The sequence below is a fragment of the Paenibacillus polysaccharolyticus genome, assembly GCF_023714295.1.
Lineage (GTDB): Bacteria > Bacillota > Bacilli > Paenibacillales > Paenibacillaceae > Paenibacillus > Paenibacillus polysaccharolyticus_A.
Genome location: NZ_JAMAUN010000005.1, coordinates 195,161 through 218,799, shown reverse-complemented (window position 1 = coordinate 218,799; position 23,639 = coordinate 195,161). Strand labels below are relative to the sequence as shown.

At 46.8% G+C, this 23,639-nt stretch carries 20 protein-coding genes; 3 read left to right on the top strand and 17 right to left on the bottom strand.

From position 1 onward, the window contains the following. Positions 1-16: 16 nt before the first annotated feature. From M3629_RS15175 to M3629_RS15170, 3 genes are all read right to left on the bottom strand, one after another. The gene (locus M3629_RS15175; RefSeq protein WP_251507849.1) at positions 17-625 is read right to left on the bottom strand and encodes a hypothetical protein; all 609 of its coding nucleotides are present in this window, start codon (positions 623-625) and stop codon (positions 17-19) included. 213 nt (positions 626-838) lie between these two features. Continuing rightward, the gene (locus tag M3629_RS28680) at positions 839-922 is read right to left on the bottom strand and encodes a putative holin-like toxin (protein ID WP_353056751.1); all 84 of its coding nucleotides are present in this window, start codon (positions 920-922) and stop codon (positions 839-841) included. A gap of 183 nt (positions 923-1,105) precedes the next feature. Next, the gene (locus tag M3629_RS15170) at positions 1,106-2,686 is read right to left on the bottom strand and encodes a hypothetical protein (protein ID WP_251507847.1); all 1,581 of its coding nucleotides are present in this window, start codon (positions 2,684-2,686) and stop codon (positions 1,106-1,108) included. A 597-nt stretch (positions 2,687-3,283) separates the two neighbouring features. On the opposite strand from M3629_RS15170, the gene M3629_RS15165 reads away from it, so the two are divergent. Together M3629_RS15165 and M3629_RS15160 are read left to right on the top strand one after the other, a co-directional pair. After that, the gene (locus M3629_RS15165; protein WP_154890699.1) at positions 3,284-3,862 is read left to right on the top strand and encodes a TetR/AcrR family transcriptional regulator; all 579 of its coding nucleotides are present in this window, start codon (positions 3,284-3,286) and stop codon (positions 3,860-3,862) included. A gap of 76 nt (positions 3,863-3,938) precedes the next feature. Then, positions 3,939-6,125 carry a YhgE/Pip family protein gene (locus M3629_RS15160; RefSeq protein WP_251507845.1) on the top strand — a complete coding sequence of 729 codons (2,187 nt, stop codon included), beginning with the start codon at positions 3,939-3,941 and terminating at the stop codon, positions 6,123-6,125. Between the two features lie 219 nt (positions 6,126-6,344). Here the strand turns inward: M3629_RS15160 and M3629_RS15155 are convergent, their stop codons facing one another. The 13 genes from M3629_RS15155 to M3629_RS15095 all read right to left on the bottom strand — a co-directional run bounded on the left by M3629_RS15155 (position 6,345) and on the right by M3629_RS15095 (position 19,687). Next, entirely contained in the window at positions 6,345-6,716 is a 372-nt protein-coding gene (locus tag M3629_RS15155; RefSeq protein WP_251507843.1) for a hypothetical protein, read from the bottom strand. Between the two features lie 957 nt (positions 6,717-7,673). Continuing rightward, the gene (locus tag M3629_RS15150) at positions 7,674-8,429 is read right to left on the bottom strand and encodes an amino acid ABC transporter ATP-binding protein (RefSeq protein ID WP_251507841.1); all 756 of its coding nucleotides are present in this window, start codon (positions 8,427-8,429) and stop codon (positions 7,674-7,676) included. Positions 8,430-8,462: 33 nt separating this feature from the next. Next, on the bottom strand, positions 8,463-9,122 hold the full coding sequence (locus tag M3629_RS15145; RefSeq protein WP_090917706.1) for an amino acid ABC transporter permease: 660 nt from the start codon (positions 9,120-9,122) through the stop codon (positions 8,463-8,465). A 186-nt stretch (positions 9,123-9,308) separates the two neighbouring features. Then, positions 9,309-10,079: an amino acid ABC transporter substrate-binding protein gene (locus tag M3629_RS15140; RefSeq protein WP_251507839.1), complete on the bottom strand. Its 771-nt coding sequence runs from the start codon at positions 10,077-10,079 to the stop codon at positions 9,309-9,311. 128 nt (positions 10,080-10,207) lie between these two features. Beyond that, a complete protein-coding gene (locus M3629_RS15135) occupies positions 10,208-10,768 on the bottom strand; it encodes a DUF4825 domain-containing protein (RefSeq protein WP_251507837.1) in 561 nt (186 codons plus the stop codon). Continuing rightward, positions 10,765-11,460, bottom strand: a complete 696-nt coding sequence (locus M3629_RS15130) for a permease prefix domain 1-containing protein (RefSeq protein WP_251507835.1) — start codon at positions 11,458-11,460, stop codon at positions 10,765-10,767. The genes M3629_RS15135 and M3629_RS15130 overlap by 4 nt, the downstream gene beginning before the upstream one ends. Positions 11,461-11,462: 2 nt before the next feature. Continuing rightward, positions 11,463-11,816: a PadR family transcriptional regulator gene (locus M3629_RS15125; protein ID WP_251507834.1), complete on the bottom strand. Its 354-nt coding sequence runs from the start codon at positions 11,814-11,816 to the stop codon at positions 11,463-11,465. Between the two features lie 326 nt (positions 11,817-12,142). Then, entirely contained in the window at positions 12,143-13,648 is a 1,506-nt protein-coding gene (locus M3629_RS15120) for an alpha-glucosidase/alpha-galactosidase (RefSeq protein ID WP_251507831.1), read from the bottom strand. A gap of 187 nt (positions 13,649-13,835) precedes the next feature. After that, positions 13,836-14,600 (bottom strand): carbohydrate deacetylase, encoded by a 765-nt coding sequence (locus tag M3629_RS15115; RefSeq protein WP_251507829.1) that lies wholly within the window; start codon positions 14,598-14,600, stop codon positions 13,836-13,838. Positions 14,601-14,636: 36 nt separating this feature from the next. Further along, a complete protein-coding gene (locus tag M3629_RS15110) occupies positions 14,637-16,553 on the bottom strand; it encodes a beta-glucoside-specific PTS transporter subunit IIABC (RefSeq protein ID WP_251507827.1) in 1,917 nt (638 codons plus the stop codon). Positions 16,554-16,750: 197 nt separating this feature from the next. Further along, on the bottom strand, positions 16,751-17,602 hold the full coding sequence (licT, locus tag M3629_RS15105; protein ID WP_251507825.1) for a BglG family transcription antiterminator LicT: 852 nt from the start codon (positions 17,600-17,602) through the stop codon (positions 16,751-16,753). 289 nt (positions 17,603-17,891) lie between these two features. After that, the gene (locus tag M3629_RS15100) at positions 17,892-19,001 is read right to left on the bottom strand and encodes an AraC family transcriptional regulator (protein ID WP_251507823.1); all 1,110 of its coding nucleotides are present in this window, start codon (positions 18,999-19,001) and stop codon (positions 17,892-17,894) included. Positions 19,002-19,072: 71 nt separating this feature from the next. Further along, positions 19,073-19,687, bottom strand: a complete 615-nt coding sequence (locus M3629_RS15095; RefSeq protein WP_251507821.1) for a Type 1 glutamine amidotransferase-like domain-containing protein — start codon at positions 19,685-19,687, stop codon at positions 19,073-19,075. A gap of 116 nt (positions 19,688-19,803) precedes the next feature. Between M3629_RS15095 and M3629_RS15090 the strand changes: the two genes are divergently transcribed. Then, on the top strand, positions 19,804-20,427 hold the full coding sequence (locus tag M3629_RS15090; protein WP_251507819.1) for a histidine phosphatase family protein: 624 nt from the start codon (positions 19,804-19,806) through the stop codon (positions 20,425-20,427). 116 nt (positions 20,428-20,543) lie between these two features. Here M3629_RS15090 and M3629_RS15085 read toward each other — a convergent pair whose 3' ends face one another. Continuing rightward, the gene (locus tag M3629_RS15085; protein WP_251507817.1) at positions 20,544-22,979 is read right to left on the bottom strand and encodes a rhamnogalacturonan lyase; all 2,436 of its coding nucleotides are present in this window, start codon (positions 22,977-22,979) and stop codon (positions 20,544-20,546) included. Between the last annotated feature and the right edge of the window lie 660 nt (positions 22,980-23,639).

The following is a 23,639-nucleotide window of genomic DNA, read 5'->3' as shown; positions in this document are numbered from 1 at the left end:
TAGCGCTCGTCCGAGACTAATTCACCGCATCAGCTATGCGGCTCAGGCCGGCCCTAACTTTGTCCACGCTTCGATAAGCTCCCGCAATTTTAACCAACTTCCATCTATTTTGCTGCTTCAAATAGTGTAACGTCACCGCGCTGGGCATCAGGCATACTCGCTCATCACCCATTTCGAACCATTCCAGTTGCATTCCCAAATTTGCCGCAAATTGTTGAATACGTTCTACTGTCTCCATTGCAGCTAATTTAGAAGTAACTAAAGTAGACTCTACTGAACCTGAATCTGACTCTACATCTATTTCTGTCGCTACTCCTACGCCGTTCCCTACTTCGGCCCAAACATCCACACTATCAAACAAGTACGTCCCGTCCATCTGGAATGTCATATTCACCGTGTATCCTTCGTAATCAAAGCTAATTACTTCGAGTTTTTCCGCTTCCACACTCCACACTTCATCCGCCTGTGCTCTAACCTTCTTCAATGTGATCTGAACATCTGCTGGTAAACACTGCGGCAACTTTCCCTTTTGCACATACTCTTCCAAAGAGGTCGCGCCGATAAGTGACTTGATTTGCTCGCTATTCATCGTTTGTTCGTCAGCACCTTTCCGAGTCTCTATCAATATTGTACTATTGCGCTTCGTTGTTAAAGTTAAAGAATAAAAATATGTATACATCGGTTGTATGTCGCATGAATGTTTAATAAAATGAAAGTAAGGAAAAATAAGAGTAGCCAGGCCAATGGCTACTCCTGTACAGCATTTGCGATGGATAATCCTCCAAGTGTGTTTCGTAAGGTGAAGAAATAACCCGCCAGGCCTCCAACCTATGGCGGGTTATTTCTTTTTTCGATCAATGTATGTCAGGAGCGCAATAATTAACGTTGCGAACATGATTACATCTGAAAAAGAGAAATTCATAGACACCACAAATTGGCTGTACATTTTAAATTATCCCAGTGTGTAGGTGCTCAGACGAGCATCTTTTTTTTATTTTTTAACAACTTACTTAAGTTCACATTTTTCAATCGACGAACTCCAAACAGAGACGCTCGTTCAGGTGCAATATCCTGTCTAGGCGCCTTGTTTTATAGTGTAGCTATTTTATTTAAGATATCCTTTGGATTTCCAATATCGCTTCGCAAAGGATTCAACAGCATAGGGCAGTTCCCCATCCAGCAGATCCTGATTCGCTTGCATCAGCTCTTTGCGTCCTCGTTCCAGCAATTGAACGGCATGTAGTAATTGAGGACCACCTACATAATGAAGTTCAAGCAACAACGGCTCTTCCTCATCCTCTTGCTCCTGAGCCGAGTATTCAATTAACACAATTTCCGTGCCGTCCGCATGCCGGTGTAGCGTATAGAAGTATTTCTCGACCTTCGTCTCCCCTTGTGTATCCGTATACTCTCTACCAATACGCAGCATAGCTGGCTGGGGAACATCATTATACATTTGACCTGCTTGTCGAAATGCAAAATAGAAGTCTTCAATCCACAACCCATGCCGGTCATCATCATAATAATCGTCATACGGCTCCGCGATAGGCAACGCTAATAATTCACGAATACGTTGCGGCGAAATCAAGGTGCGGACATACTGGTAATTCGATACGGACTGCAGCAAAGTATCCCATCCACGGTTGCTTAACTGCTGAATATCCGAAGGTGAGTCTTCCGTAAATACGCTCCATTCGGAGTTCTCACTGTTCACATAACGATATGCGCCTGAGATCATCCAGACAGGAGTGCCCGCTTGCTCAGCAAGTTCATTAAGAGAGCCTGAAGCTTGGCCTGCTGGCTCTATTTTGAGCAACAATGCACAGCCTTGGTCGTCTTGAAAATACAGACTCCGGAAATAGCCTTCCGTATACTCATCCCCGTAGACAGAACCTCGGCAAAACTGTCCATCCACCCAAAACTCATAGCTGTTCAGCAACTCACCCTGCTCTCTTACAGGTAATAATGAAGGGTGAGTAAGACGCTCAATGTTCTCAGCGGTGAACTGATGATTTTCGAACCAATCCGGTACATCTGGCGCTAGTTCTGCGGCATAAATATACTCTCGTTTAATGATAGGCTGTCCCTGCTGTAACCTCTTTATCATCTCTTCTCGCCATGGAAACGGCTCTTCTGTATCTTCGTCAATTACACACTCAGGAACAAATAACTCCAGCATGTCAAAGCCTTGCCATGGTCCGAAATCCTCCCACTCTTCAAGCTGACGCTTCACTTTCCGCTGTCCTTGAACCTGAATTCCATATTGCTCTGTACTTACTAGCAGCCCACCTTCTACGCTCCCTCTCACCGTCAATTCTCCATGGTTGTAATCTCCCCAGAACATATCCTCCACATAAAGATTACCTGTAATATATATTTCCTGCCCTCCAACGAGCATATAAGGCGTTGTAAGATCACCAAGCACAACCAGGTTAGAAGCAGCCGCGTCCGATCCTGTGTTTCCAATATAACGATCAACGATCAGATTTCCCTCCACCATAATTAAAAAAGGCCCCTCATCCAGCAACAGCTCATTGATATGAAGATCACCTGAATGCAGCGATACTTCCTCGGCATCAAATTCGCCATCATGTGCTTCATTGTGTGTATACATCCAGCTCTCGTGAGGCAACCTCGTTTTGATATCGGCAAAAGTAACCTTTTGACCTATGTGATGTATGGACATGTCCTGACACTCCTCATCGGTAGATATATGGATAACATCTTCAAAACTTCTAATCTTCGGAACTCCGAATCTATTGGCAGCATGACTACCCAGTTTAATTATACTAGAGGAAGAAGAGGTATACACCGGACGCGATCCAAAGGCCGATTGTTCATTTTGATCCGACTACCATTTCAATCCACACACTCCATACGGAGTGCGACAGCGAAAAACAAGTATAGTACTTTCCTACACGTCACAATGCAACGTTTTTTCACTACTATTCTATGTGTTACCGCCAATGAATTCAATCTTTTTCCAGCTCATTATTACCAAAAGGTATCAAAAGACCTTATTTTCACTACTTTCAAGGTGCGAATCTCCCGGGGTTTTCATGTGAGCTTCACATTCGCACCTTACTCTACTCTCCCAACTTCTCCCCACCCCACCATCACAATGTCCACTTTTCAAACTATGACATAGATCACATCCAACTCCATACACAAGTGCTACATTAGATAACGACCAACTGACCAAAACAGTAAAGTGGTCAGTCCTAATTTGTGTTTTACCCGCTTCACCCATTACACACGTCAGACCCCAAGGAGGTGCATAGCCGTGAAAACGATAGATCGAAGGCAACAGGTGATGGACTCTGCCGAGAAATCCTTTGCCCTGTTTGGCTACAAAGCCACAACGATGGAGCAAGTGGCGAGACTGGCCAATGTGGGCAAAGGAACGATCTATACCTTTTTCGAGAACAAAGAAGAATTGTTTGATGAGATCCTGCGCTCGATTATTGCAGACATGAAACGGATCACGGAGCAGACCGTGAAGGAGGAAAACTCTTTTCTGGATAACGTGCATCAGAGTATGGACTCGTTGCTGGAGTACCGGGAGGAGCATGAGCTACTGATCAAGCTTTTCCAAGAGGTCAACGATTTCGGAACACCCCAAGCGAGAGAGGGTCTGCAAAAAGTAGAGAAAGCCATTCTCGAATATCTCGAGCGTCAGGTTAGTCGGGCCATGGAGTTACAGCAGATTCGGAGCGACGATCCCAAGCTGGTCTCGTTTGTGCTACTGAAGTTATACGTCAGCCTAACATCCGATTGGAATAAAGCGCATCCTACCTTGCACAAGGATCAGATCAAAGCGTTTGTAGGTCTTTTTCTCAAAAATGGATTATCCCCCAACTAGAGAAACGCCCGCAGACGCACACATACTATACTAAATAGAGAAACAAGGGATAAGCGTAAGATAGGGAGAGAACATCATGAAATCATTGCGTGTATTTGGGCAGGATCTGAAATCCGCCTTCAAGAAACCAAAAGTATTTATTCCAATTCTCGTTGTGCTGTTCATTCCCGTGTTATATAGCGGACTGTTCCTGAACGCCTTCTGGGACCCATATGGCAAAATGAATGAATTACCTGTCGCCGTGGTCAACACGGATCGGGGTGCAGTTTACAATGACAAATCGCTTGAGGTCGGTCAGAATCTGGTCGATGAGCTGAAAAAAAGCGATGATTTCAACTGGCAGTTCGTCACCCGCGACCAGGCAGAACAAGGCATGAAGGATAACAAATATTACATGACCATTGTCATTCCGGAAGATTTTTCCGCAAAAGCAACGACCCTGATGGATGAGCATCCGGCTCCGGCAGAGCTGATCTACGAGCCCAACGAAGGGTACAACTTCCTTGCAGGTCAGATCGGCGGTACGGCGGTGAAACAGATTCGCTCCAAAGTCTCTGCCAAAGTCACTGAATCATATACCGAAACCCTGCTGGATAAGGTCGAGAAAATCTCGGAAGGTTTGGCGGATGCCGGAGATGGCGCAGGTAAAATCCATGATGGAGCAAGCAAACTGGACGAAGGGGCGGCTACGTTAAAAGAAAACCTGGCGAAACTGGCTGACGGTGCAGGCAAGCTGCAAACCGGCGCCGTTTCGTTAAAAGAAGGCACAGCCACCCTCGCCAAAGGCACAGGTGATCTTCACTCCGGCGCGAGCACATTATCCAGTGGTCTCGCACAATTAGCTGCCGCCGGCATCAAGCTGGGTGACGGCGCAACGCAGGCTGCAGCTGGCAGTAAACAGCTGCATGCCGGTATCCAAGCTGCGCAAGAAGGCGCGTCCAAACTGGACGCCGGACTCGCAGCTACCGAACAAGGCAGTGCCAAGCTGACCGCCGGACTGCAAACTTCCGTGGAAGGTAGCGGCAAAGTCAGCGAAGGCGCAAAAGCGGTCGCCCAAGGTCTGGCTCAATTAGCAAAGTCCAGTCCCGAACTGGCAGCCAGCCCCGCTGTTCAACAGTTACTCGCGGCTAGTCAGGCCGTTGCCGCTGGCAGTGAGCAGGTTTATCAAGGCGGACAGCAACTCGTTGCCGGAAGTCAGCAACTGCAAGCTGCACAGCAACAATTGCATCAAGGCAGTAGCCAGTTGGTTCAAGGTGAAGAACATCTGGTACAAGGCGCTGCACAGTTATCCGGCGGACAAGAAAAGCTCAGTGCCGGACTCAACCAATTCAATGCCAAATTAAACGAAGCCGCCGCTGGCAGTGCCAAATTGGCAACAGGATCAGAGCAATTGAATGCTGGAGCAGGTAAGTTGTTGTCTGGCGTTAGCCAGCTGGAGGGCGGAGTTTCCACCCTTACGGACGCTTCTCATAAGTTGGCTGATGGTGCTGGTAAGCTGCAAAAAGGCACGAGCAAGTTAACGGACGGTTCCGGTGAACTCGCCACCAAATTAAACGACGCTGCGCAACAAACGAGCAGTGTCAAAAAGACCGATGAACTGGTTACGATGTATGCCGAACCTGTTCATGTCGATGAACACAAATTAAACGAAGTGCCCAACTACGGCACAGGTTTTTCGCCCTATTTTCTATCACTCGGATTATTTGTCGGTGCGTTGATTGCAACGCTGGTGGTGCCAACACGTGGCAGCAGTGTAAGTGACGCAAGTGGCTGGAATCGATTTGTCAGCAAAACCCTTGCCTTCACCATTATTAGTGGCGTTCAATCTTTGCTCGCTTCCGGACTGGTATTGTACGGGCTTGGCCTGAAGGTACAGAGTGTGCCGTTATTCCTTTTGTTCAGCTTTGTGACAAGTCTGAGCTTTATGTACATCATTCAGGCATTGGTAACTTGGCTGGAAAATCCGGGACGATTCATTGCCATCCTGCTGCTCATCTTCCAACTCACCACCAGCGCGGGAACGTTCCCACTGGAACTCATTCCGAACTGGCTGAAAGTGTTCAACCCGTGGCTACCAATGACGTACTCCGTAACGGGATACAAAGCGGTCATCTCCAGCGGACAATTCGGCGTTGCCTGGGATCAGATCGGCATTCTGTGTATCTTCGCTGTTCTCGGTCTGGTCGGTACATTAACGTATTTCCTGAAACATCACACGGTAGAAAACGAAAGTCTTGGTAGTGGAGCTGTGCTTCAAGCTTAGATAAGATATTCAGCTTTGGTATAAAACTTAGCTATCATGTTGGATTTAATATAAATATCAACACAAACGGTTATAGAAATGTAAAAGGCATATCCTTTATGTCAGACTAGCTGTGATGCAGCGAGTTGGGACAATGGATATGCCTTTTTGAATTTGTTTTTATAATAAAATAACCTTTGCCGGCTTCATGTTATAAGCAAAAAGATTCTATACTTATCGTCAGGCTCTCACAACATGTTCATCAATAAACTGTAGAAACTCTGCTTGCATGGAACCGAGCGTAAGCATTTTTTTAATGATGCTAAATCGATAATGAATACCATGAGACTGAAATGACCATATCGATGCCAACGAAACCCCGGATTTGAGTCGCTGTTGCTCCAGATCTGAAAGTGGTATTCGAACCATTTGAAAAACTTTGGAAGAAAATACGTTGAGGAACAAAATTTTAAGCACGTCATGATTGATCAGCAATATAGCTCGAGTTGTCGTTGAGGAAATCGCTTGTGACGTAACATAACAGGCCAGCATATCTGCATCTTTGTAAGGTTCGCTTAGTCGATTTATTAATTTTCTAGTAATAAGTAGCATATTGATCATACTCCTAATATGTAAAATGCACCCGCAGTCAAAACTATAACACTAAAGACTGCATCAACCAACTGGCATAGTTTTATCAAAAATAGTGGTGCGTGTCTCTTGGAAAGATCGTATGAACTCGAGGTTTCTCTCACCTATATTATCTATGGGGAAAGTTTCGTTCTAAATGCACACTAGTGTGGGCGATCTCCGGTTTTCCAGATTCTAACGATCCCCAGCCACGCTATTCAGCCTATTTTAGGCATTTATAAAATCTAACGATCACCAGAAAGCTTATTTATTTGAAATACAGCGATTTACGCTACATTTTGAGGGTTTCAGTCCAAATAGCGCTTCTGGTGATCGTTAGAATTCCAAAGGTCGCCGAAACGAGAAAATAAGCTTCTCTGTGATCGTTAGCGTGTTAGGTGCGAGCGAAGCCGGGAAAATCAGAGTTCAATCCAGGTACTCCAGAAGGAGAGCGACTAATAACCCTGCGCGAAGCTTCATACAACGACTCATTTCAATCCACGCACTCGATACAGAGTGCGACCACATGCAGTTCATGCCTGCAACCTAGGTAGGTTGATTTCAATCCACGCACTCCATACAGAGTGCGACCGGGCTTCCAGCCCTCTTCTGCGGCTCTCCTGAGATTTCAATCCACGCACTCCATACAGAGTGCGACGCATTCGTCCGAAACTCGCTGATCGCCGATTCGATATTTCAATCCACGCACTCCATACAAAGTGCGACAGCGAAAAAACACGTAATAAAAGCATAGATTGTATACTTTATTACGTGTTCTCGTTTAATTCTTCTACTAATTAGTTTCATCTTATATAAAACACTTAAAATATTCAAGGTAATATTCCAAAAGGGTTCAAATCAGCCTATTCTCAGGTGCGAATCCCCTAGGGATTTCATGGGAGCTTGGCATTCGCGCCTGTTTTAAATCGCGTTTCGCCATTACCCTTCCAGATCGACCCGCTGCAGAAACGTCTGGGTACGTGCGAGCTTGGGTGCACCGAAGAGTTGATCCGGCGGGCCTTGCTCGGCAATTTCGCCATTGTCCATGAAGAAGACACGATCCGCAACATCACGAGCAAAACTCATCTCGTGCGTGACAATCATCATCGTCATGTTTTCCTGTGCCAATTGCTTGATGACGCGAAGCACTTCTCCCGTCAGTTCCGGGTCGAGTGCTGAGGTTGGCTCATCAAAGAGCAGGATGTCCGGTTGCATCATCAGGGCACGGGCAATCGCTACGCGTTGCTTCTGTCCACCGGACAGATTCGCCGGATAAGCATCGGCCTTGTCCGACAATCCGACTTTGGCGAGTAACTCCATGCTACGGCTGCGAATCGCCTTGGTGCTCTCTTTTTTCAACGTCTTCGGTGCGAGTTCCAGGTTAGCCTGTACGGTCAGATGCGGGAACAAGTTAAAATGCTGAAACACCATGCCCATACGATCGGTAATCTTCCGAATCTCGGCAGAAGCGGCGTATCGCCCATCATGCACCAGTGTCTGATTCTGAATGCGAATCGTTCCGCCCGTAATATCCTCCAGGTGGATCAGGCTGCGCAGCATTGTGCTTTTCCCCGAACCCGAAGGCCCGATAACCGCAATGACTTCCCCTGGCGCCACGTTAAAAGATACCTGTTTTAGCACATCCAGTGTGCCAAATGATTTTTTCAACTGATTTACTTCTATACTATAGGTCATATGCAGACAGTCCTTTAATTGAACAGATTTGATTTATTCATACGAAAAGCGCTTCTCCAGAACCTTGAATAACAAGGTAAGCACCAGAGTCATAAGCAAATACATAATCGCCGCCACGAAAAATGGAATGAGTTGCAAGTCCCGATTCACTGCGGCTTGGGCATAATAGAGCAACTCGGGTACAGCTACAGCGTAGAGCAATGCCGTATCCTTAACCAGCGTAATTGCCTCATTTGCTGTCGCTGGCAGTACTACCCGAACCATCTGTGGAATGATGACCTTCGTCATGGTCTGCCACTTCGTGAGTCCAAGCACTTTGGCCGCTTCATGTTGCCCTTTATCAATAGACAACAATCCGCCCCGGAAGATTTCTGCAAAGTAAGCTGCATAGTTCAGAATAAATGCGATGGCCGCTGCAATGAAACGATCAAAGACCAGATACTCTCCGATGACCGGAAGTAATGGAAGGCCGAAACAGAAAAATAATACTTGCAAAAGTAACGGTGTCCCACGCATCACATAGACGTATGTGTGTGCAATCCACGCCAGCGGTTTGAACTGGCTTCGCATCGCCAACGTTACCGCGAATCCTAGGGGTACCGATAACACAATCGCAAGTAGAAATAAGAAAATCGTTGTTTGTGCACCTTCCAGCATCGGTTTTATAATCGTTGAAATGTAGTCCCAATTCATGAATTAGTTCTCCTCTAATCTGTTAACCCCGCACTCCTTGGAAGCATATCGCTCCATCATGGAATACGGGGTCATCGTTTTCGTGAGTACAGTTTCCCCAACTGGGAAAAGCTCACATCATTATTTGTCAGGTGTATTTCACCTGGCTAATTTCAAATTCACCAATTTAATCCCAAATGATCCTTCTTACTTCAGAACCTTGTCCTCACCGAGCCATTTCTTAGAGATTTCAGCAGCTTGGCCGTCCGCGTTCAGCTCATCCAGCGCATTTTGCAGCTGATTGAGAAGTTCCTCATTGCCTTTTTTGATCCCAATGCCATATTGCTCTGGTGCCAGTGATTCATCCAGCAATTTAAAGGTGCCTTCTTCCTTAGACATATAATATCTTGCGACCACTTCATCAATAATAACTGCGTCCAGACGTTTCGTCTTCAGATCAGTCAATGCCAGTACATTATCTTTGAATTCGGAAGCTTTGACTTTATCCTTCAGAGGACTTGCCGCCAGCGCATCTGCCGCTGAAGACAGTGCCTGCAATCCTACGTTTTTGCCGTCCAGTTCGTCAAGCTTGGTGATCGGAGAGTCTGCCAGAGTAATTGCAACCTGACTGTTCTCCAGATAAGGCTTGGTGAAAAGCACTTTCTCTTTACGCTCATCTGTAATTGTATATCCGTTCCAGATCATATCGATCCGGCCGCTGTTCAGCTCCGACTCTTTGGAAGACCAATCAATCGGCTGGAAAGTTACCTTTTTACCCATTTTCTCCGCTGCTGCACGGGCGTAATCAATATCAAACCCGACAATTTCATTCTTCTCATCCCGGAATCCCATTGGAGCAAACTTATCGTCGATCCCTACAATAATCGTATTCTCGTCTTTACTTGCCGAGCTGGAACAGCCCGCCATAATGATCATACATATGCTAATAAATAATAGTAGAATTGCTTTCTTTCTCATCTCTCGTACCCCTCCATGTCTATGACCAAGCTTAAACGCTTTAGTTCGTTACCACGTTATCAGAGACTTATAATAACATAGCATGAGAGAAGAGTCGAGCACCTTGCCCATTTCCAGCGAATTCAACCCTAAGAATTGTCAACAATTTGTGAAAATACAGCCCGCACTTCAGCCGGTTCCACCAGCTTCTGGCGTACGATCGAATCCCAGCGCTCCGAATTTTGTAGCGTTCTAAGCTCTGTTCCAGCCCACTGCTCCGCGAGCTTACGTTCAAACACAACCTGTGTGTCTTTGAACTGGTAGACAATCTGTTCCAGATTATCGATCAGTACAAAGTTTGCAAGAGCGTTATATACGAGGATTCGATCAAGTTGCACCGCATCCATCTTATCTGTATTCAGACTGTAGTTAATCTGAGCCGTCAATGTCTCAGGAAAAAGCTGATAGCCATCCAACTGCTTATGTAACGGCAGACTCTGATTCAGGTGACTGAGATTGGAAAAATTCCCCATGTATGCATTCTCATATTGAGCCAAAGCGGTAAAATCATGCGTCAGCGGACTATTCTGCCCGGCTTCATATTGGCGTTGATCTGCCGCAATTTTAGGATTAATGAAACCTTCCACCACGACAAGACTGAGCAGCCCGATAATAAACAAGGAAACAATCCACCCATTTTTTCTGTTCATATGCCATCACTCACTTCATATTTACTGATGATCCGGTATGCCCGGTGCACGACCAAAGGAATAAGAATACTAAGCAGCGGTAACGCAAAAGCAATCAAAATGACAGCGAGCTGGTAGGGTCCATCCACCTGAATGGGTCGGTTAAACCAAATATTGCTTCCAAACCGCAATGCCGCCTGAGTACCCCAAAACGCAAGCATAACGGCTGCCCACAGCCACCATGCTCTGCGCTGCCACTGCTTCAAAATCGGCATACGAATCGGCGTTGTCTTATCCTGATCGGAAGATTCATCCCCTCTGTTGCTTACCAAATAAAATACATAAGCTGCTCCCACGATCAGGCTAATGATCAGAAGCAAATTGTTTAGAGCAGCGCCGCCCAACATCACTCGTGTAGGAATCGTGATAATCCAAGCAACCAGGCTGTAGATCAAGGTGGATTGCCACAGTGCTGTCCAGTAAGGGACACGTTTCACATGTCGGTAATCACTCATGATTTGTTCCATACCATCAATATGTTGGATAGCTGTCTGGAATGCCCGCTCCTCGCTCATGCCTCCGGCCAGATAATCATCTATTCGTGCGGCGAGATTGCTGCGAATTTCTTCTTTCAACTCCCGATGCTCCTGTGTATCCTGTGCACCTGCAAATAATCCGTCCAGATGCCGATTAATCCGTCTTTCCAGTGTCATCCTTACTCATCTCCTTCTTCACCGGTGGCAATCATGCAATCGATTAACGTTTTGGCTGCATGCCAGGCTTGAACCTGTAATTGATAAACTTCTCGTCCCTGGCCGGAAATCCGGTAGTACTTCCGCCTTCCACCCTGCGTCTCTTCTCCCCAATAGGACTCCACGAACCCACTCTTCTCCAGCCGTTTCAGACTGGAATACAATGTAGGTTCCTTGAGTTCAAACTGCTCTCCACTTTTGCGATATATTTCCTTAATAATGCCGTATCCATAGTTATCTGACGGGATAAGCACACTCAAAATAATGGGATCAATATTGCCCCGAATCAGATCACTGTTAATCACTTGAACATCCATCTGTGCGTTTCACCGACTCTCCTTCTAACTTTTCGCTGCTTTCTTTCTACTTTTTCAATCTTCAATCTTAATTCTTCGTTCTTGCCTTTGTTTCTGAGTATACTATAAGACATATTACTATGTCTGTAAAGGTAATATATTGCGCATTGTAATTGCTTTTATGTGCCCACAACAAAAAGACGAAGCAGCTCTAATGCTGCTCCGTCCTCGTTTCTCTTCTTTTCCACTTCATTCCCGCTGTTATCTATGCCTCATTATCATGCTGTTTTTATGCTTTTGCGCTGGTTATTGTTATCCTGCTATAATGACTCTTGTTTCTCCACTCTCTACTTCTGTACCTTCTCGCGGTCCTTGCCTTTATCGGACTCGCCCGCATTTTTGTTCGCGGCATCCCGATCTTGCTGCATCTCTTCTACCGTTTTAACTTTCAGACGTGCAGCGCCTTCGTATGCCTTGGTTGGAATAAGATCACCCGAAGCAAGTCTCACTTCTGCAGCTGCAATCGCGTCACCGTACTGTGGCAACCACTTCGCCTGTGCAACCAGCATCTCATCGACCATCTGCCAGATTTCCTTCGGATTGCAAACCGCGCCCACCAACGGGTCCATCATGAATGCCTGCCGCAGTAACTTATCGTCTCCATGGACTGCCGCCTCCACTGCAAGGCGCTGCACGGAAATACTCACATTACAGACGGCTGCGGGCCCGAGTGGCAGTTCGCCGATATGCGGCATCGAGATGCCGTTACGATCCACATAACCCGGTGCTTCGATAATGGCATCATCCGGCAAGTTGGAGATCACGCCGTTGTTCACGGTGTTAAAATGACCCCGATACATACGTCCCGTCTCCAGGCTCTCTATGATATAAGAGCCGTGCTCTTCACCGCGTTTCTCCGGTAAGTACTGCATCGGATCATCCTTCATCCAGTTTGGAAAATCCGTTTCGAACCAGTTACGCCCCTCCGTACACACACGTAGATATCCACCTGTTTCACCGTTAATCCAGCTTCCCATGTCGATCCAGTCGTTAATTTCTTCAGGACGCTTCCGATACCATGGCACATATTCACTTAAGTGACCGTTCGATTCCGTACTGTAATAACCAAAGCGGCGCAACATATCGATCCGAACTTTCTCCGTGCGGCTATACTCGGGATGCTTCTCAAAAGCTTCCAGCAATCCACCCGTAAGATCCTTGCCTTTGTGGGACGCCTGAACATACCATGTCTGATGATTGATGCCTGCACAAACAATATCTACTTCACTCTTTTGCAGTCCGTACACTTCCGCAATCTGATGATGCCCATGTTGAACGCCGTGGCATAGTCCAATCGTGCGCACACCACCGTATTTGTTACAAGCCCATGTCAGCATCGCCATTGGATTGGAGTAATTCAGGAGCAGCACATCCGGCGCACTCTGTTCGCGAATATCTTTGCAGATCTCAAGCATCTCGGCAATCCCACGCTGTCCGTACATAATGCCGCCTGCACACAGCGTATCCCCAACACATTGATCCACCCCGTATTTGAGCGGAATATCGACATCGGTTGCAAAAGCTTCCAGCCCCCCTACACGAATCGTACAGAGAACGTACTTCGCATCTTTCAACGCTTCTCTCCGATCGATTGTCGGCTGAATCTCAATATTCAATCCGTTCTCGCGGATATCCCGCTGGCACAGCTCGGTGACCATGTCGAGATTATGCTGATTAATATCGCAGAATGCGATCTCGATGTTATTGAATTCCGGTACGGAGAGCAGGTCACGCAACAATCCTCTTGTAAAACCAATGCTACCCGCCCCGATAAACGCTACTTTGAATGACATGTACATGTCCTCCCGTAATCCGAACCTTCCGGCTTCGGTTAATGACTTGCTTCATGGGTTCATTGTAACAACAGAGCTACGGAGAGCGTTATCAAAATCATGACCTGTTCGGAGACAGAGTGTCAAAAATCCTAACTTATCTTATCTTATCTTATCTTATTATTCTCAATTCTTCTCATATCCTCAACTACAGTTGACTGTAGCTAATGAGTTGAATCCCTTGTTCCTCCACATATTCCCTCAGTGCCGGATTGAGCAACACCGCAAGATCATGCTCACGCTCCTCTACCAGAGATGAGATACTTCGCAGTTCATCATCCGCATACCCCGGATGTCCAGCAATCTCAACGATATTTTCCGTACCCTTATACTGATCCAATACCCCGCGTAACCATGATTCCTGCAGAGAAGGCATAGCCGGATCACCACACAATATATCCGTAGACCGAATCCCCGCATCCACAAGCTTGCCGTTCAACTCCGGAGATAAGATATCATCTCTTCGCATGGGAACGTTATATTCCCGGGCCAGTTCCATGACCAAGTCCAACATTTGTGCATTTTTCACACTCGCTCCATGATGGGTATCCAGATGATTCAATGTTAGCCCGGAAGAGAGAAACTTCTCGATCTGTGCCTTCAACTCCGCGCGTACTTCCCCAGGATCATAGGTCGAAGGAATAAGCCCAGGTTTTCGATAGAAACGGCCCGACTCGTCCACGATACTCTGAACAGCCGAAGCTTCCAGTACAGGGGTCATGAACGTCAGGTTCAGATGAACCCCCATAGCCGTAATGCCCGCCTCAAGGGCCATGACACTACTCTTTTCAAAATGAACGGAATTCACCAACGCCGAGGTATCTGTGATCAGACCCTGTTTCATTCCATAAATGATGCCTTCGCTTACTCTCATGGTAATACCATAATCATCTGCATTAACAATCAGCTTCATCTTGCTCTTCTCCTCTCTGATTAGATTTGATTAGATTTAGGATCGAACAGATAACAGTTCCTCTGTGACAGCAACCGCTCCTTCTGACAGCAACGGCGTAATATCGCGGAATTGATCGGAGTTCGTCACCACAATTGGCGTGGTCAGCTTAAAACCTTCGTTCCGAATCTGATCCATATCAAATTCAATCAGTACCTCTCCCTTACGGATTCGGTTCCCTTGCTGAACCTTCTGAGTAAAATACTTCCCTTTCAATCTCACCGTATCTATGCCGATATGCATGAGAATTTCCACGCCTTCGTCCGAGGTGACTGCGATGGCATGTGCACTTTTCATCGTGACCGACACGATGCCGTCAACCGGGGATACGAGTTGACCTTTGGACGGAATAATGGCTACACCCTTCCCCATTGACTCCGAGGAAAATACGACATCCTCCACTTCATGAAGTGGAATCACTTTGCCTTCGAGCGGACTCGTAATCAGGCTTTCCATCGTTGCGTTCGTATCGATTCTGGCAGCGTTTTGTTCTATTTTCGCCGTGGACGATTCAGGTGTTGGGTGCTGGTTATTCTCGTCTTTCTGTACCTTCGGACCTTCAGCAACCTGGTCATTTTTCTTGCTCTCGTAACCAAACAGCACCACACACAAGGCTCCGCCCGCAATCGCAGTCAACACGCCAATAATGTAATACAACATTGGACTCTGGGCCGGCAGCGTGAACACATTGAGGAAGAAATTGAACACAATCAGCTTCACGCCGAGATATCCCATAAGTCCACCGGCAATGGCTCCAGCGGCTACCAAATAAATGAGTGTTTTGCGATAACGCAGAATAATACCATAGAGAATAGGTTCAGTAACCCCGGACAGGATCGCAGACAGAAAAGATGAACCGCTTAAAGCCTTAAGATCTTTATCCTTTGTTTTCAGGAATACCCCGAGACCAATCCCCATCGAAGCCGCAACGGATGTTGCCGCAAGAGGTGCAATGAGATCGCCCCCAGCACTCAGATTCCCCATAATAATAGGAACCGTTGCCCAGTGTAGTCCAAGCAATACAAGGAAGGACCACGTCCCCCCCAGAATAATACCTGCGATGACAGAGTTGCTGTTAATCAGGAAATTAACGATATCCCCGATCCACTGACCTACATATTGCCCGAATGGACCAATCAACATGGCCGTGAGAGGTACCATAATGACAAGGGAGAAGAACGGGACCGCGAACAACTGCACATTTTTGTGCATGATTTTCTTCAAAAACTTCTCCAGAACCGCGTAGATGCTAACGGCGATAAACATCGGAAAGACCGACGAAGCGTAGTTCATTAGCGATACAGGAATGCCTAGAAAATGAGTTGTATTTCCCGCTGCTGTCAAAGCCGTAAAATTAGGCTCCATTAATGCGGCGCCGATCGCTGCTGCCACATAAGAATTCACATTGAGAACTTTCGCAATCGTGATCCCAAGTAGAATCGGCAAGAAATAAAAGATAGAGTTCCCTGCCGCAGCCAATATGGCATACGTTCCACTATCCACAGCAATCCATCCTGCTCTTTCAAGAACGATTAACAGCGCCTTGACCAGGCCCGCTCCGGCAAATACCGGGATTAATGGCGTTAGGCTGCCCGATATCAAGCCAAAGATAACTGAACGAATGCTCTTCTTTTCTTTTTCAGAGCTTTCACCAGAACCTGCTCCATCGAACTCCCCTTCTGCAACGATATGTTTGTACACCTCCGACACGTCATTGCCTACAACAACCTGAAATTGACCGCCGCTTTCAACCACCTTCAGGATGCCTGTCGTGTTTTCGAGCGTATCTGCGTCGGCCTTCCGGTTATCGTTCAAGACAAATCGTAAACGGGTAGCGCAGTGAGTCAGCGATTGAATGTTCTCCCTTCCTCCAACGCGGTCTACAATGTTTTGAGCTAATTTGAGATGATCCATGTTGTTCCCCCCATACTTTGTATAATCCCTACAATTCAAATCTTCACTTCATGCATTCGCATGACATACTACGATGACAAAATAAAAACCTGAACTGAAGCTCGTTTACTGACCTTAGTCAATACACAAGCCTCAGTTCAGGTTTCGCCTGCCGAACAGTCACAATCCCTAATGTATAAGTTTGTATCCATATTTCTTCATTCTTCCGCCAGATCATGCTCACGGTTCGTGACCCGGTGAATGTGGATCATGAAATAAACCATTTCCTCATTCGTTGTTTTCTTCTCGTAGTTAATCTCCAGGTAGTTTCTAATCTTTCTCGCGCACGCGTACGATTCGGGGTACTTGTCCTTTACATGATCGTATAAAGAATCCCGATCCTCCGGAATTAACTCATCATGCAGAATTCGGTACGCAAAATACCGCAAATGTGTGAGGAAACGGCTGTAATTAATCGAGTTTTCGTCCAATTTTATTCCAAAATGGTATTTCACAATGTTGGCTAGATCGTTAACAATCTTCGTCATCTGATACGTTTGTTTCATATCCTGTCCACGCTGCTGTGCATTCACAAAATGAAGAGCAATGGAACCGGCCTCATCCTCCGGCAGCTTCACGCCTGTTTTCTGCTCAATAATATGGAGCGCCTTAGAGGCCACTTCATATTCGGCTGCATAGAATTTTTTGATCTCCCACAGCAAAGCATTCTTTACGATGATGCCTTCAGGGAACCTTCTCAGTGCGAAGCTGATATGATCCGTTAGGGTGATGTAGATGTTGTCACTGAATTTAAGGGCAAGCTGTTGTTCGGCATATTCAATAATTTCATTCGACAACTCCAGATGTTCCGTTGGAATCTCCCCGATCAGACCCATCAGTTTATCGGACGTTGCTTTTTCAACGACAAACTTTTTCTCCACTTGTGAAAAATCAATCACATCACTATTATGTTTGTTATACCCGATCCCTTTGCCCATCACAATCATTTCGTGCCCGTCATCATCCGTCAGTAAAATCACATTGTTATTAAAGATTTTCCTAATTTTCATCTGCATCACCCCCAACTCATCACAGGCTCTTCCCCTTAATATTCCATAAAATTCTTCGAAAAATCAAAATCTCCTATAAAAAAAACCTAAATTGAAGCAGCAACATGCACAACCATGTTTACTACGAACAATTTAGGTATCGCCTGCCGAACAGTCACAATCCTGAATATATGAGATTACATGCTACATTATCGACGAATGGGTTACTTCTGAACAAAGGATATCATGAATACCCTTTCAGTTCAACAGTTAGTTTCTACTCTCCTGTTCCAGCCCGGCGGCCCTGCTTCTACTCCAATTCCTCCGGGTAGCTCCACTGTTCTCGCTCCATGGAACCCCGATATTGAACAGGTGTCTGGCCCGTATACTTTTTGAAAAGCATATGAAAATACTGCCTACTGCCCACACCCACATAATCTGAAATTTCGGAGATGGGAATATTGGTCTGCTGCAGCAACATCTTGGCCTTCTCCATCCGTAACATCGTCAAATAGTCAGTCGGAGTCCATTGCATATAATTACGGAAAATGCGGTGCAAATACCCTGGATGTAAATTGACTGCTGCCGCGATATCCTTCATCTGAATACTGCGATCCATATTGTGATGCATGAATTCAATCGTACGTTTGACATAGAGCTCCGTTTGATCCAGTGCACTTCGTTCCATCTCGCCTCGCAGTCTTGCAATCCGAACGAGCAATTGGATAAAAAGAGTGCGTACCAGCGTTCCCTGCTCCGGGGAGCTCAGGTTTCGGGCTTCACGATGAAGCATTCGCTCTTCGGCAGGAATCACCCGCATGTGTACAGGAGGAGGTCCAGATTTCGTCTGCTCTTGTGATTGTTCCAGTTCCTGTTTCTGCCCCTGTGCCTGTACCTGTACCTGTGTCTGTACTTGCCTTTGCTCCAGCAAACCACGCTGATCCAGTTCAAGCACCAGGCTTTTCATCGTGTGATACACTTCTTCCGGGTCAGGTAATACAAGATAAGGAGTAGATCGAGTTAGAAAAGCATGAACCGTATCCTCTTCCAGCGCAAGTTGCTTTATGGTAAGTTGTCCAGATGCAGTACGCGCAAAACCGAATTCTACATTGAGCATTCGGCACGGCACGCCGTCCTGCACCAACAGCCGATGGGAAACCCCTGCATCCAGCAGGATGAACTGTCCTTTTTTCAACACCGCCTGTTCCGAGCTTCCGTCTGCCATCATCACATCCACTCGGCACATGCCCGTAATGATGTACATAATTTCCGTGGAATCATGCGTGTGGTAAGACATCTGATAGTCATCCCATTGTTTGTAATAATAAGCGAAAAAACGCGGTCCCCAGTCTTCGGTTCGAAGGCGTTCCTGAAAAAGACTGCCCGAAAAGGATTGTGTATGATCCGTTCCCGTCCCCATCCCTACAACCTCCCTTCAAGCGCGACATGGCATGCAGATGTATTTGCTCTATTCTTGAATAAAACTTGACGTTAGATGCTACTAATCCGGTACTGGTCTCCGTCCATGATAATAACCTCGGAGTTCGTTATCGGCACGAGAGGCAATGTGGACTGATACTCATCCATGACCTGAGCTGCCGACTCTACAAATGGGGGACAACCCACATGCGGCACGGGATAAAAGTCAACCGCATTCAGCCCTTCGTAACTGGACAAGTCCGGTGCTACCGCGCAATCATCCATAGCTTTCACATAGGCAATATCCGGGGCGAGAATGATGGAACCCGCCGACTCTCCGATGTATATTTTCCCTTCTTGGATGTGAGCCTGTATGTACTTCTCTGCTCCACTTCTGCGAAGCTCCTGTAATAGAAAAAAGGTGTTGCCACCCGATACGTAGATCAGGTCACTGTGTTGCAACTTGGTTGCTACTTCTTCAGAAGATGCCGTGGATACTTCCAACTCTTGTACAATAAGTCCCCACTTCTCAAGCTCCTTTCTGCCCGCATGTACATATGCATCATATGGTTCAGGAACGGCAGCCGTCGGAATAAAGGTAACGGTTCTTCCGTTTAACGTTTCTTCCAGTGTGTTCAACAAGCTTGCTGTGTCAACAAAAGAAGATGACAAAAACAATTTTTTCATATTAATATCCTCCAAATTGTAATGGATCGAAACGTTCAGTTCCTATAAGCTTAGTATAAAATCATTATATCATGATCTGCCATTTCTAAATCCAATGTTGAAGGAGATTTCATGCGATGAGTACAACCTTTTATCTGGTCAGACATGGTGTCAAAAAAAGTGATATTGGAGACGTGCCACTTACTGCCGAAGGTAGCCGTCAGGCTCAATTGACCGCCCGGCATTTCTCGAACGCTCCATATCCCATCCACCGGATCGTAGCGAGCCCACTCCGGAGAGCACAAGAAACCGCCGAAGCCATTGCTTCCCTTACCCGGTCCGATGTCTCGGAAGATGCACGCTTGCGTGAGCGAGCCAATTGGGGTGATGATCCCGAGCAGACTTTTGAACAATTTGTAGCTTTATGGGACCAGTGTACCGCAGACCCGGAGTTCATTCCACATGTTGGTGACTCCGCCAAACAGGCAGGCACACGGCTGGCCTCTTTGCTCGACGAACTGGCAACACAGGCGCCAACCGGCAGTCATATTGTATTGGCTACCCATGGCGGTCTGATTACCGATTTCCTGGTGCAAACGTTTTCCGAACAAGAACTGAACAGATGGCATCCGAATTTCCTGGTTGAGCAGAAACGTCTCGTTCCCGAGTGTTCCATCACCAAGTTACTGATTCAGGACGGTCAATATACGCTGGAATCATTCGCTTCCGCAACACACTTGACTGAAGACATCGAGAAGTAGTTGGAAGTACAAAAAAGCTCTGGAAGGTCTCTGCGTGATCATTACACAGAAGCGAATTCCAGAGCTTTTTGCGGTTAGCTTACATCATTTCTCTTGCTAAATCCAAGCGGACAGTCTTATTTATCCCCTTTGCCTTTCCCCGGAGTATAGAAGTTCGGCAACGTCACCTTCGACCAATCGATATCCGATGCCATGTAGAAGGAAGGATACGAAGGCTGGTTATATCCGCTATTCTGTCCAGCAATACCTACACGATACATCGCATCATGCATGAGCGTATACAGCTTGCGATCTGTTTTTTCGGTGCTCAGATAGATGCGGATCGCTGAACTGTCGGCTGTACGCACCAGCATCTCCTCACGCCAGTCTCCGAATACATCGGCAACCAGCGACGGTGTACCTTTCGTGTGGTTATTGGTTAAGGTTCCTGTCGCGGTCAGCACTGTGCCGCGTGTCCAGTCTTTGATTGTAGGCGTAACATCGATGGCACCGTCTACGATTTGGGTGGTCATGTCGGCGGCCCAGCGAATGCTCATATTGGTTCCGGGCGCCTGATCACTTATTTTTTCCCCCTGTGCCGTCCATAATCCGACAGCCCATGTCTCCAGCCCGCGCCGGGTTGGATCGACATCTCCGACCATACCGCGTCCGGTATCTTTGCCTGTATATCCGCCATAAATGACTTCTCCGGTCTTCGCATCACGCAGGGAATATCCGTACGGCGCCCAAGGTCCGCCCTCATGTACCATAAAAATCTCCAGTCCCGGGCGATCCGGGTCGATATCTGCCACATGCAGTGCATCTCCGTGTCCTAGACGGGCAATCGTTCCCGGTGCAGCACTCTCGGGCGGCATCACATCGGTGGAACTATATAACACACTACCATCGTGGTCAATCGTAGCCGAACCATAGATAATCTCCTGTTTGCCGTCACCGTCTACATCCGCCACACTGAAATAGTGCGCTCCCTGTGTTGTAATCGAACCGTACTGCGGGTCTGTGCCATCTACACCATGTGGCCCGTCATTGAACGGATTTTTCATCGGTGTCCAGCCACTGTCTACCATCCACTCTTTTTTCAGTTTCTTGCCATCCCAGTTGTAGGCAGCCATGGTGGAGCGAGTATAATATCCGCGTGCAAAAATCGCAGACGGTTTCTTGCCATCCAGGTATGCAACTCCGGCCAGGAAACGGTCTACCCGGTTTGCCGGTTCAATGCGTGCCATCGCATAATCGCCCCACATCAGGCCGTCATCATGACGTTCGGGTTCATACGGGACGGTCTGTAATTCTTTTCCCGACTTGCCTTCAAACACGGTAATATACTCCGGCCCGTCCACAATAAACCCTTCGAACTTGCGCAATTCATTGCGGGCGCTCCGCTGCGGTGCGTATACATCTATAAAATAGTCGGCCAGACTTTCCGCATCCTGCTGGGATAACGGATAGCTGTATTTTTTCTCGATCCCAAACGCCTCTTCCAATGTCGCAGGCCAGTTTCCTTTTACAACCTCTTCGTGTTTATGCCAGTTCCGGAACATATCGACCACATGGTCATAGTACCCTTCCGCACTGAGGCGATAATCGTCCTCGTGTGTCACCCCGGCTTTGCGATCTTCCTTCGGCAGTGTGATGTACTTTTGTGAGGTTGGTTTGCCCTTTTTGTTGTACTTCATAATTTGTGTGCCCGGAGCGGTCTTGAACATCAGTTCAGCCTTGCCATCTCCATCAAAATCATAGACAAGCATCTGCGTATAATGCGCTCCCGCACGAATGTTAACCCCGAGATCGATTCGGTATAACAGTTGTCCGTCCAGCGTATAACAATCGACGTAGGTGTTGCCGGTATATCCTTTTTGCGATACGTCCTTGGCATTCGAGGGGTCCCACTTCACAAAAAATTCGTACTGACCATCCCCGTCCACATCACCAACACTCATGTCATTGGCACTGTAGGTGTAAGCTTCACCCGCAGGTGTCACACCGTCAGCCGGCTTTTGCAAAGGAATATCCATATACCCGTTCGCCCAAGGTTTGACGGATGCGCTTCGTTTGCTTTCTTTACCTTTGTTATTCACGGCGGCAACTTCATAACGTGAAGATGTCGTACCTGTGCTGTCCACATAGTTCGTGCTGTCTGTGATTGTTGCAATTCTTTTGCCATCCCGATACACGTTGAAATCCGTCCCGGTTAGCCCCTTGTCACTGTACCCTGTTGCCTCGTCCCCAAGCAATCTCCAGCTTAGAAAAACACCTTCGGACGTCGAAGCCGCTACCAGCCCGCGATCCAGCTTCTCCAGTTGAATGCTTTTCCCCTGAGATTGAGCTTGGGATTGTGAAGCATCCGCTCCACTGATCCCGGCAGTTCCACTAAGAATTAAAGCCAAGCTGAGTGCAGAAGAGAGCACTTTGGCCCCGAGAGGTATGCGCGATCGTTTTGCCCTATGAGTGCTAGCGCTCTTCTTTTGGCTGACATTCGTACTGACATGGGTTCTATCGTCAGTGCTGTTACTATGTTTAATTCGATTATCTTCTACTGATCTTAAGTTCATCAACCTTCACTCTCCCTGGTTAGAATGGGTAATGATACTTCTACCTGAACATGTTAATGGTCTGGTCAATTTCGTGTTCATGCGAAGATCAGATTCGTGCTCATGTTAGGTCAGGTTCATTTTCATACATCAAAGGAAAAATGGTTGCGCTTACATTATGAAGCGAAATGAAATTCAAGAAAGAATTTAGTTGCCTGACGTACTTCCTTCTCCAGTTCCTCCGATCCCCCTTCCACTCTCTTTACTTCCTTCGTAGCAAGAGTTACCATCCATCGGGTACTATTATAGTCATCCTTACCGCCTAACCATAGGCAAATATCCGTGCAAAACGATCAATATTCAGTGTATCTCGGTCAGAGTGTACAACAGTAAATAATGAAAAATGAACAATCTTCAAAGGCTTATCATTATATCTCATTCTTCCAAACCGTCGGATAGCGCTCCAAGCTTATTTATCCTATTATGCTTCTTCAACAAACACGTCCTTCTAAAAAATTCTAACGATCTCCACGGAGCCTATTCAGTCGTTTTCAACCACTTTTGAATTCTAACGATCACCAGTGACCGTATTTCCTCCCAAACAAGGCATATTACATCGAAATCACCGAAATTCATCGAAATAGCGTCGCTACGGATCGTTAGAATTTCATCATGTCTCTT

Coding starts and splice junctions, on each gene's coding strand:
- M3629_RS28680 (WP_353056751.1), bottom strand. CDS start 922: ATGAATTTCTCTTTTTCAGATGTAATCATGTTCGCAACGTTAATTATT.
- M3629_RS15170 (WP_251507847.1), bottom strand. CDS start 2,686: ATGTCCATACATCACATAGGTCAAAAGGTTACTTTTGCCGATATCAAA.
- M3629_RS15160 (WP_251507845.1), top strand. CDS start 3,939: ATGAAATCATTGCGTGTATTTGGGCAGGATCTGAAATCCGCCTTCAAG.
- M3629_RS15155 (WP_251507843.1), bottom strand. CDS start 6,716: ATGCTACTTATTACTAGAAAATTAATAAATCGACTAAGCGAACCTTAC.
- M3629_RS15150 (WP_251507841.1), bottom strand. CDS start 8,429: ATGACCTATAGTATAGAAGTAAATCAGTTGAAAAAATCATTTGGCACA.
- M3629_RS15145 (WP_090917706.1), bottom strand. CDS start 9,122: ATGAATTGGGACTACATTTCAACGATTATAAAACCGATGCTGGAAGGT.
- M3629_RS15140 (WP_251507839.1), bottom strand. CDS start 10,079: ATGAGAAAGAAAGCAATTCTACTATTATTTATTAGCATATGTATGATC.
- M3629_RS15135 (WP_251507837.1), bottom strand. CDS start 10,768: ATGAACAGAAAAAATGGGTGGATTGTTTCCTTGTTTATTATCGGGCTG.
- M3629_RS15130 (WP_251507835.1), bottom strand. CDS start 11,460: ATGACACTGGAAAGACGGATTAATCGGCATCTGGACGGATTATTTGCA.
- M3629_RS15125 (WP_251507834.1), bottom strand. CDS start 11,816: ATGGATGTTCAAGTGATTAACAGTGATCTGATTCGGGGCAATATTGAT.
- M3629_RS15120 (WP_251507831.1), bottom strand. CDS start 13,648: ATGTCATTCAAAGTAGCGTTTATCGGGGCGGGTAGCATTGGTTTTACA.
- M3629_RS15115 (WP_251507829.1), bottom strand. CDS start 14,600: ATGAAGCTGATTGTTAATGCAGATGATTATGGTATTACCATGAGAGTA.
- M3629_RS15110 (WP_251507827.1), bottom strand. CDS start 16,553: ATGGATCATCTCAAATTAGCTCAAAACATTGTAGACCGCGTTGGAGGA.
- licT (WP_251507825.1), bottom strand. CDS start 17,602: ATGAAAATTAGGAAAATCTTTAATAACAATGTGATTTTACTGACGGAT.
- M3629_RS15100 (WP_251507823.1), bottom strand. CDS start 19,001: ATGGGGACGGGAACGGATCATACACAATCCTTTTCGGGCAGTCTTTTT.
- M3629_RS15095 (WP_251507821.1), bottom strand. CDS start 19,687: ATGAAAAAATTGTTTTTGTCATCTTCTTTTGTTGACACAGCAAGCTTG.
- M3629_RS15090 (WP_251507819.1), top strand. CDS start 19,804: ATGAGTACAACCTTTTATCTGGTCAGACATGGTGTCAAAAAAAGTGAT.
- M3629_RS15085 (WP_251507817.1), bottom strand. CDS start 22,979: ATGAACTTAAGATCAGTAGAAGATAATCGAATTAAACATAGTAACAGC.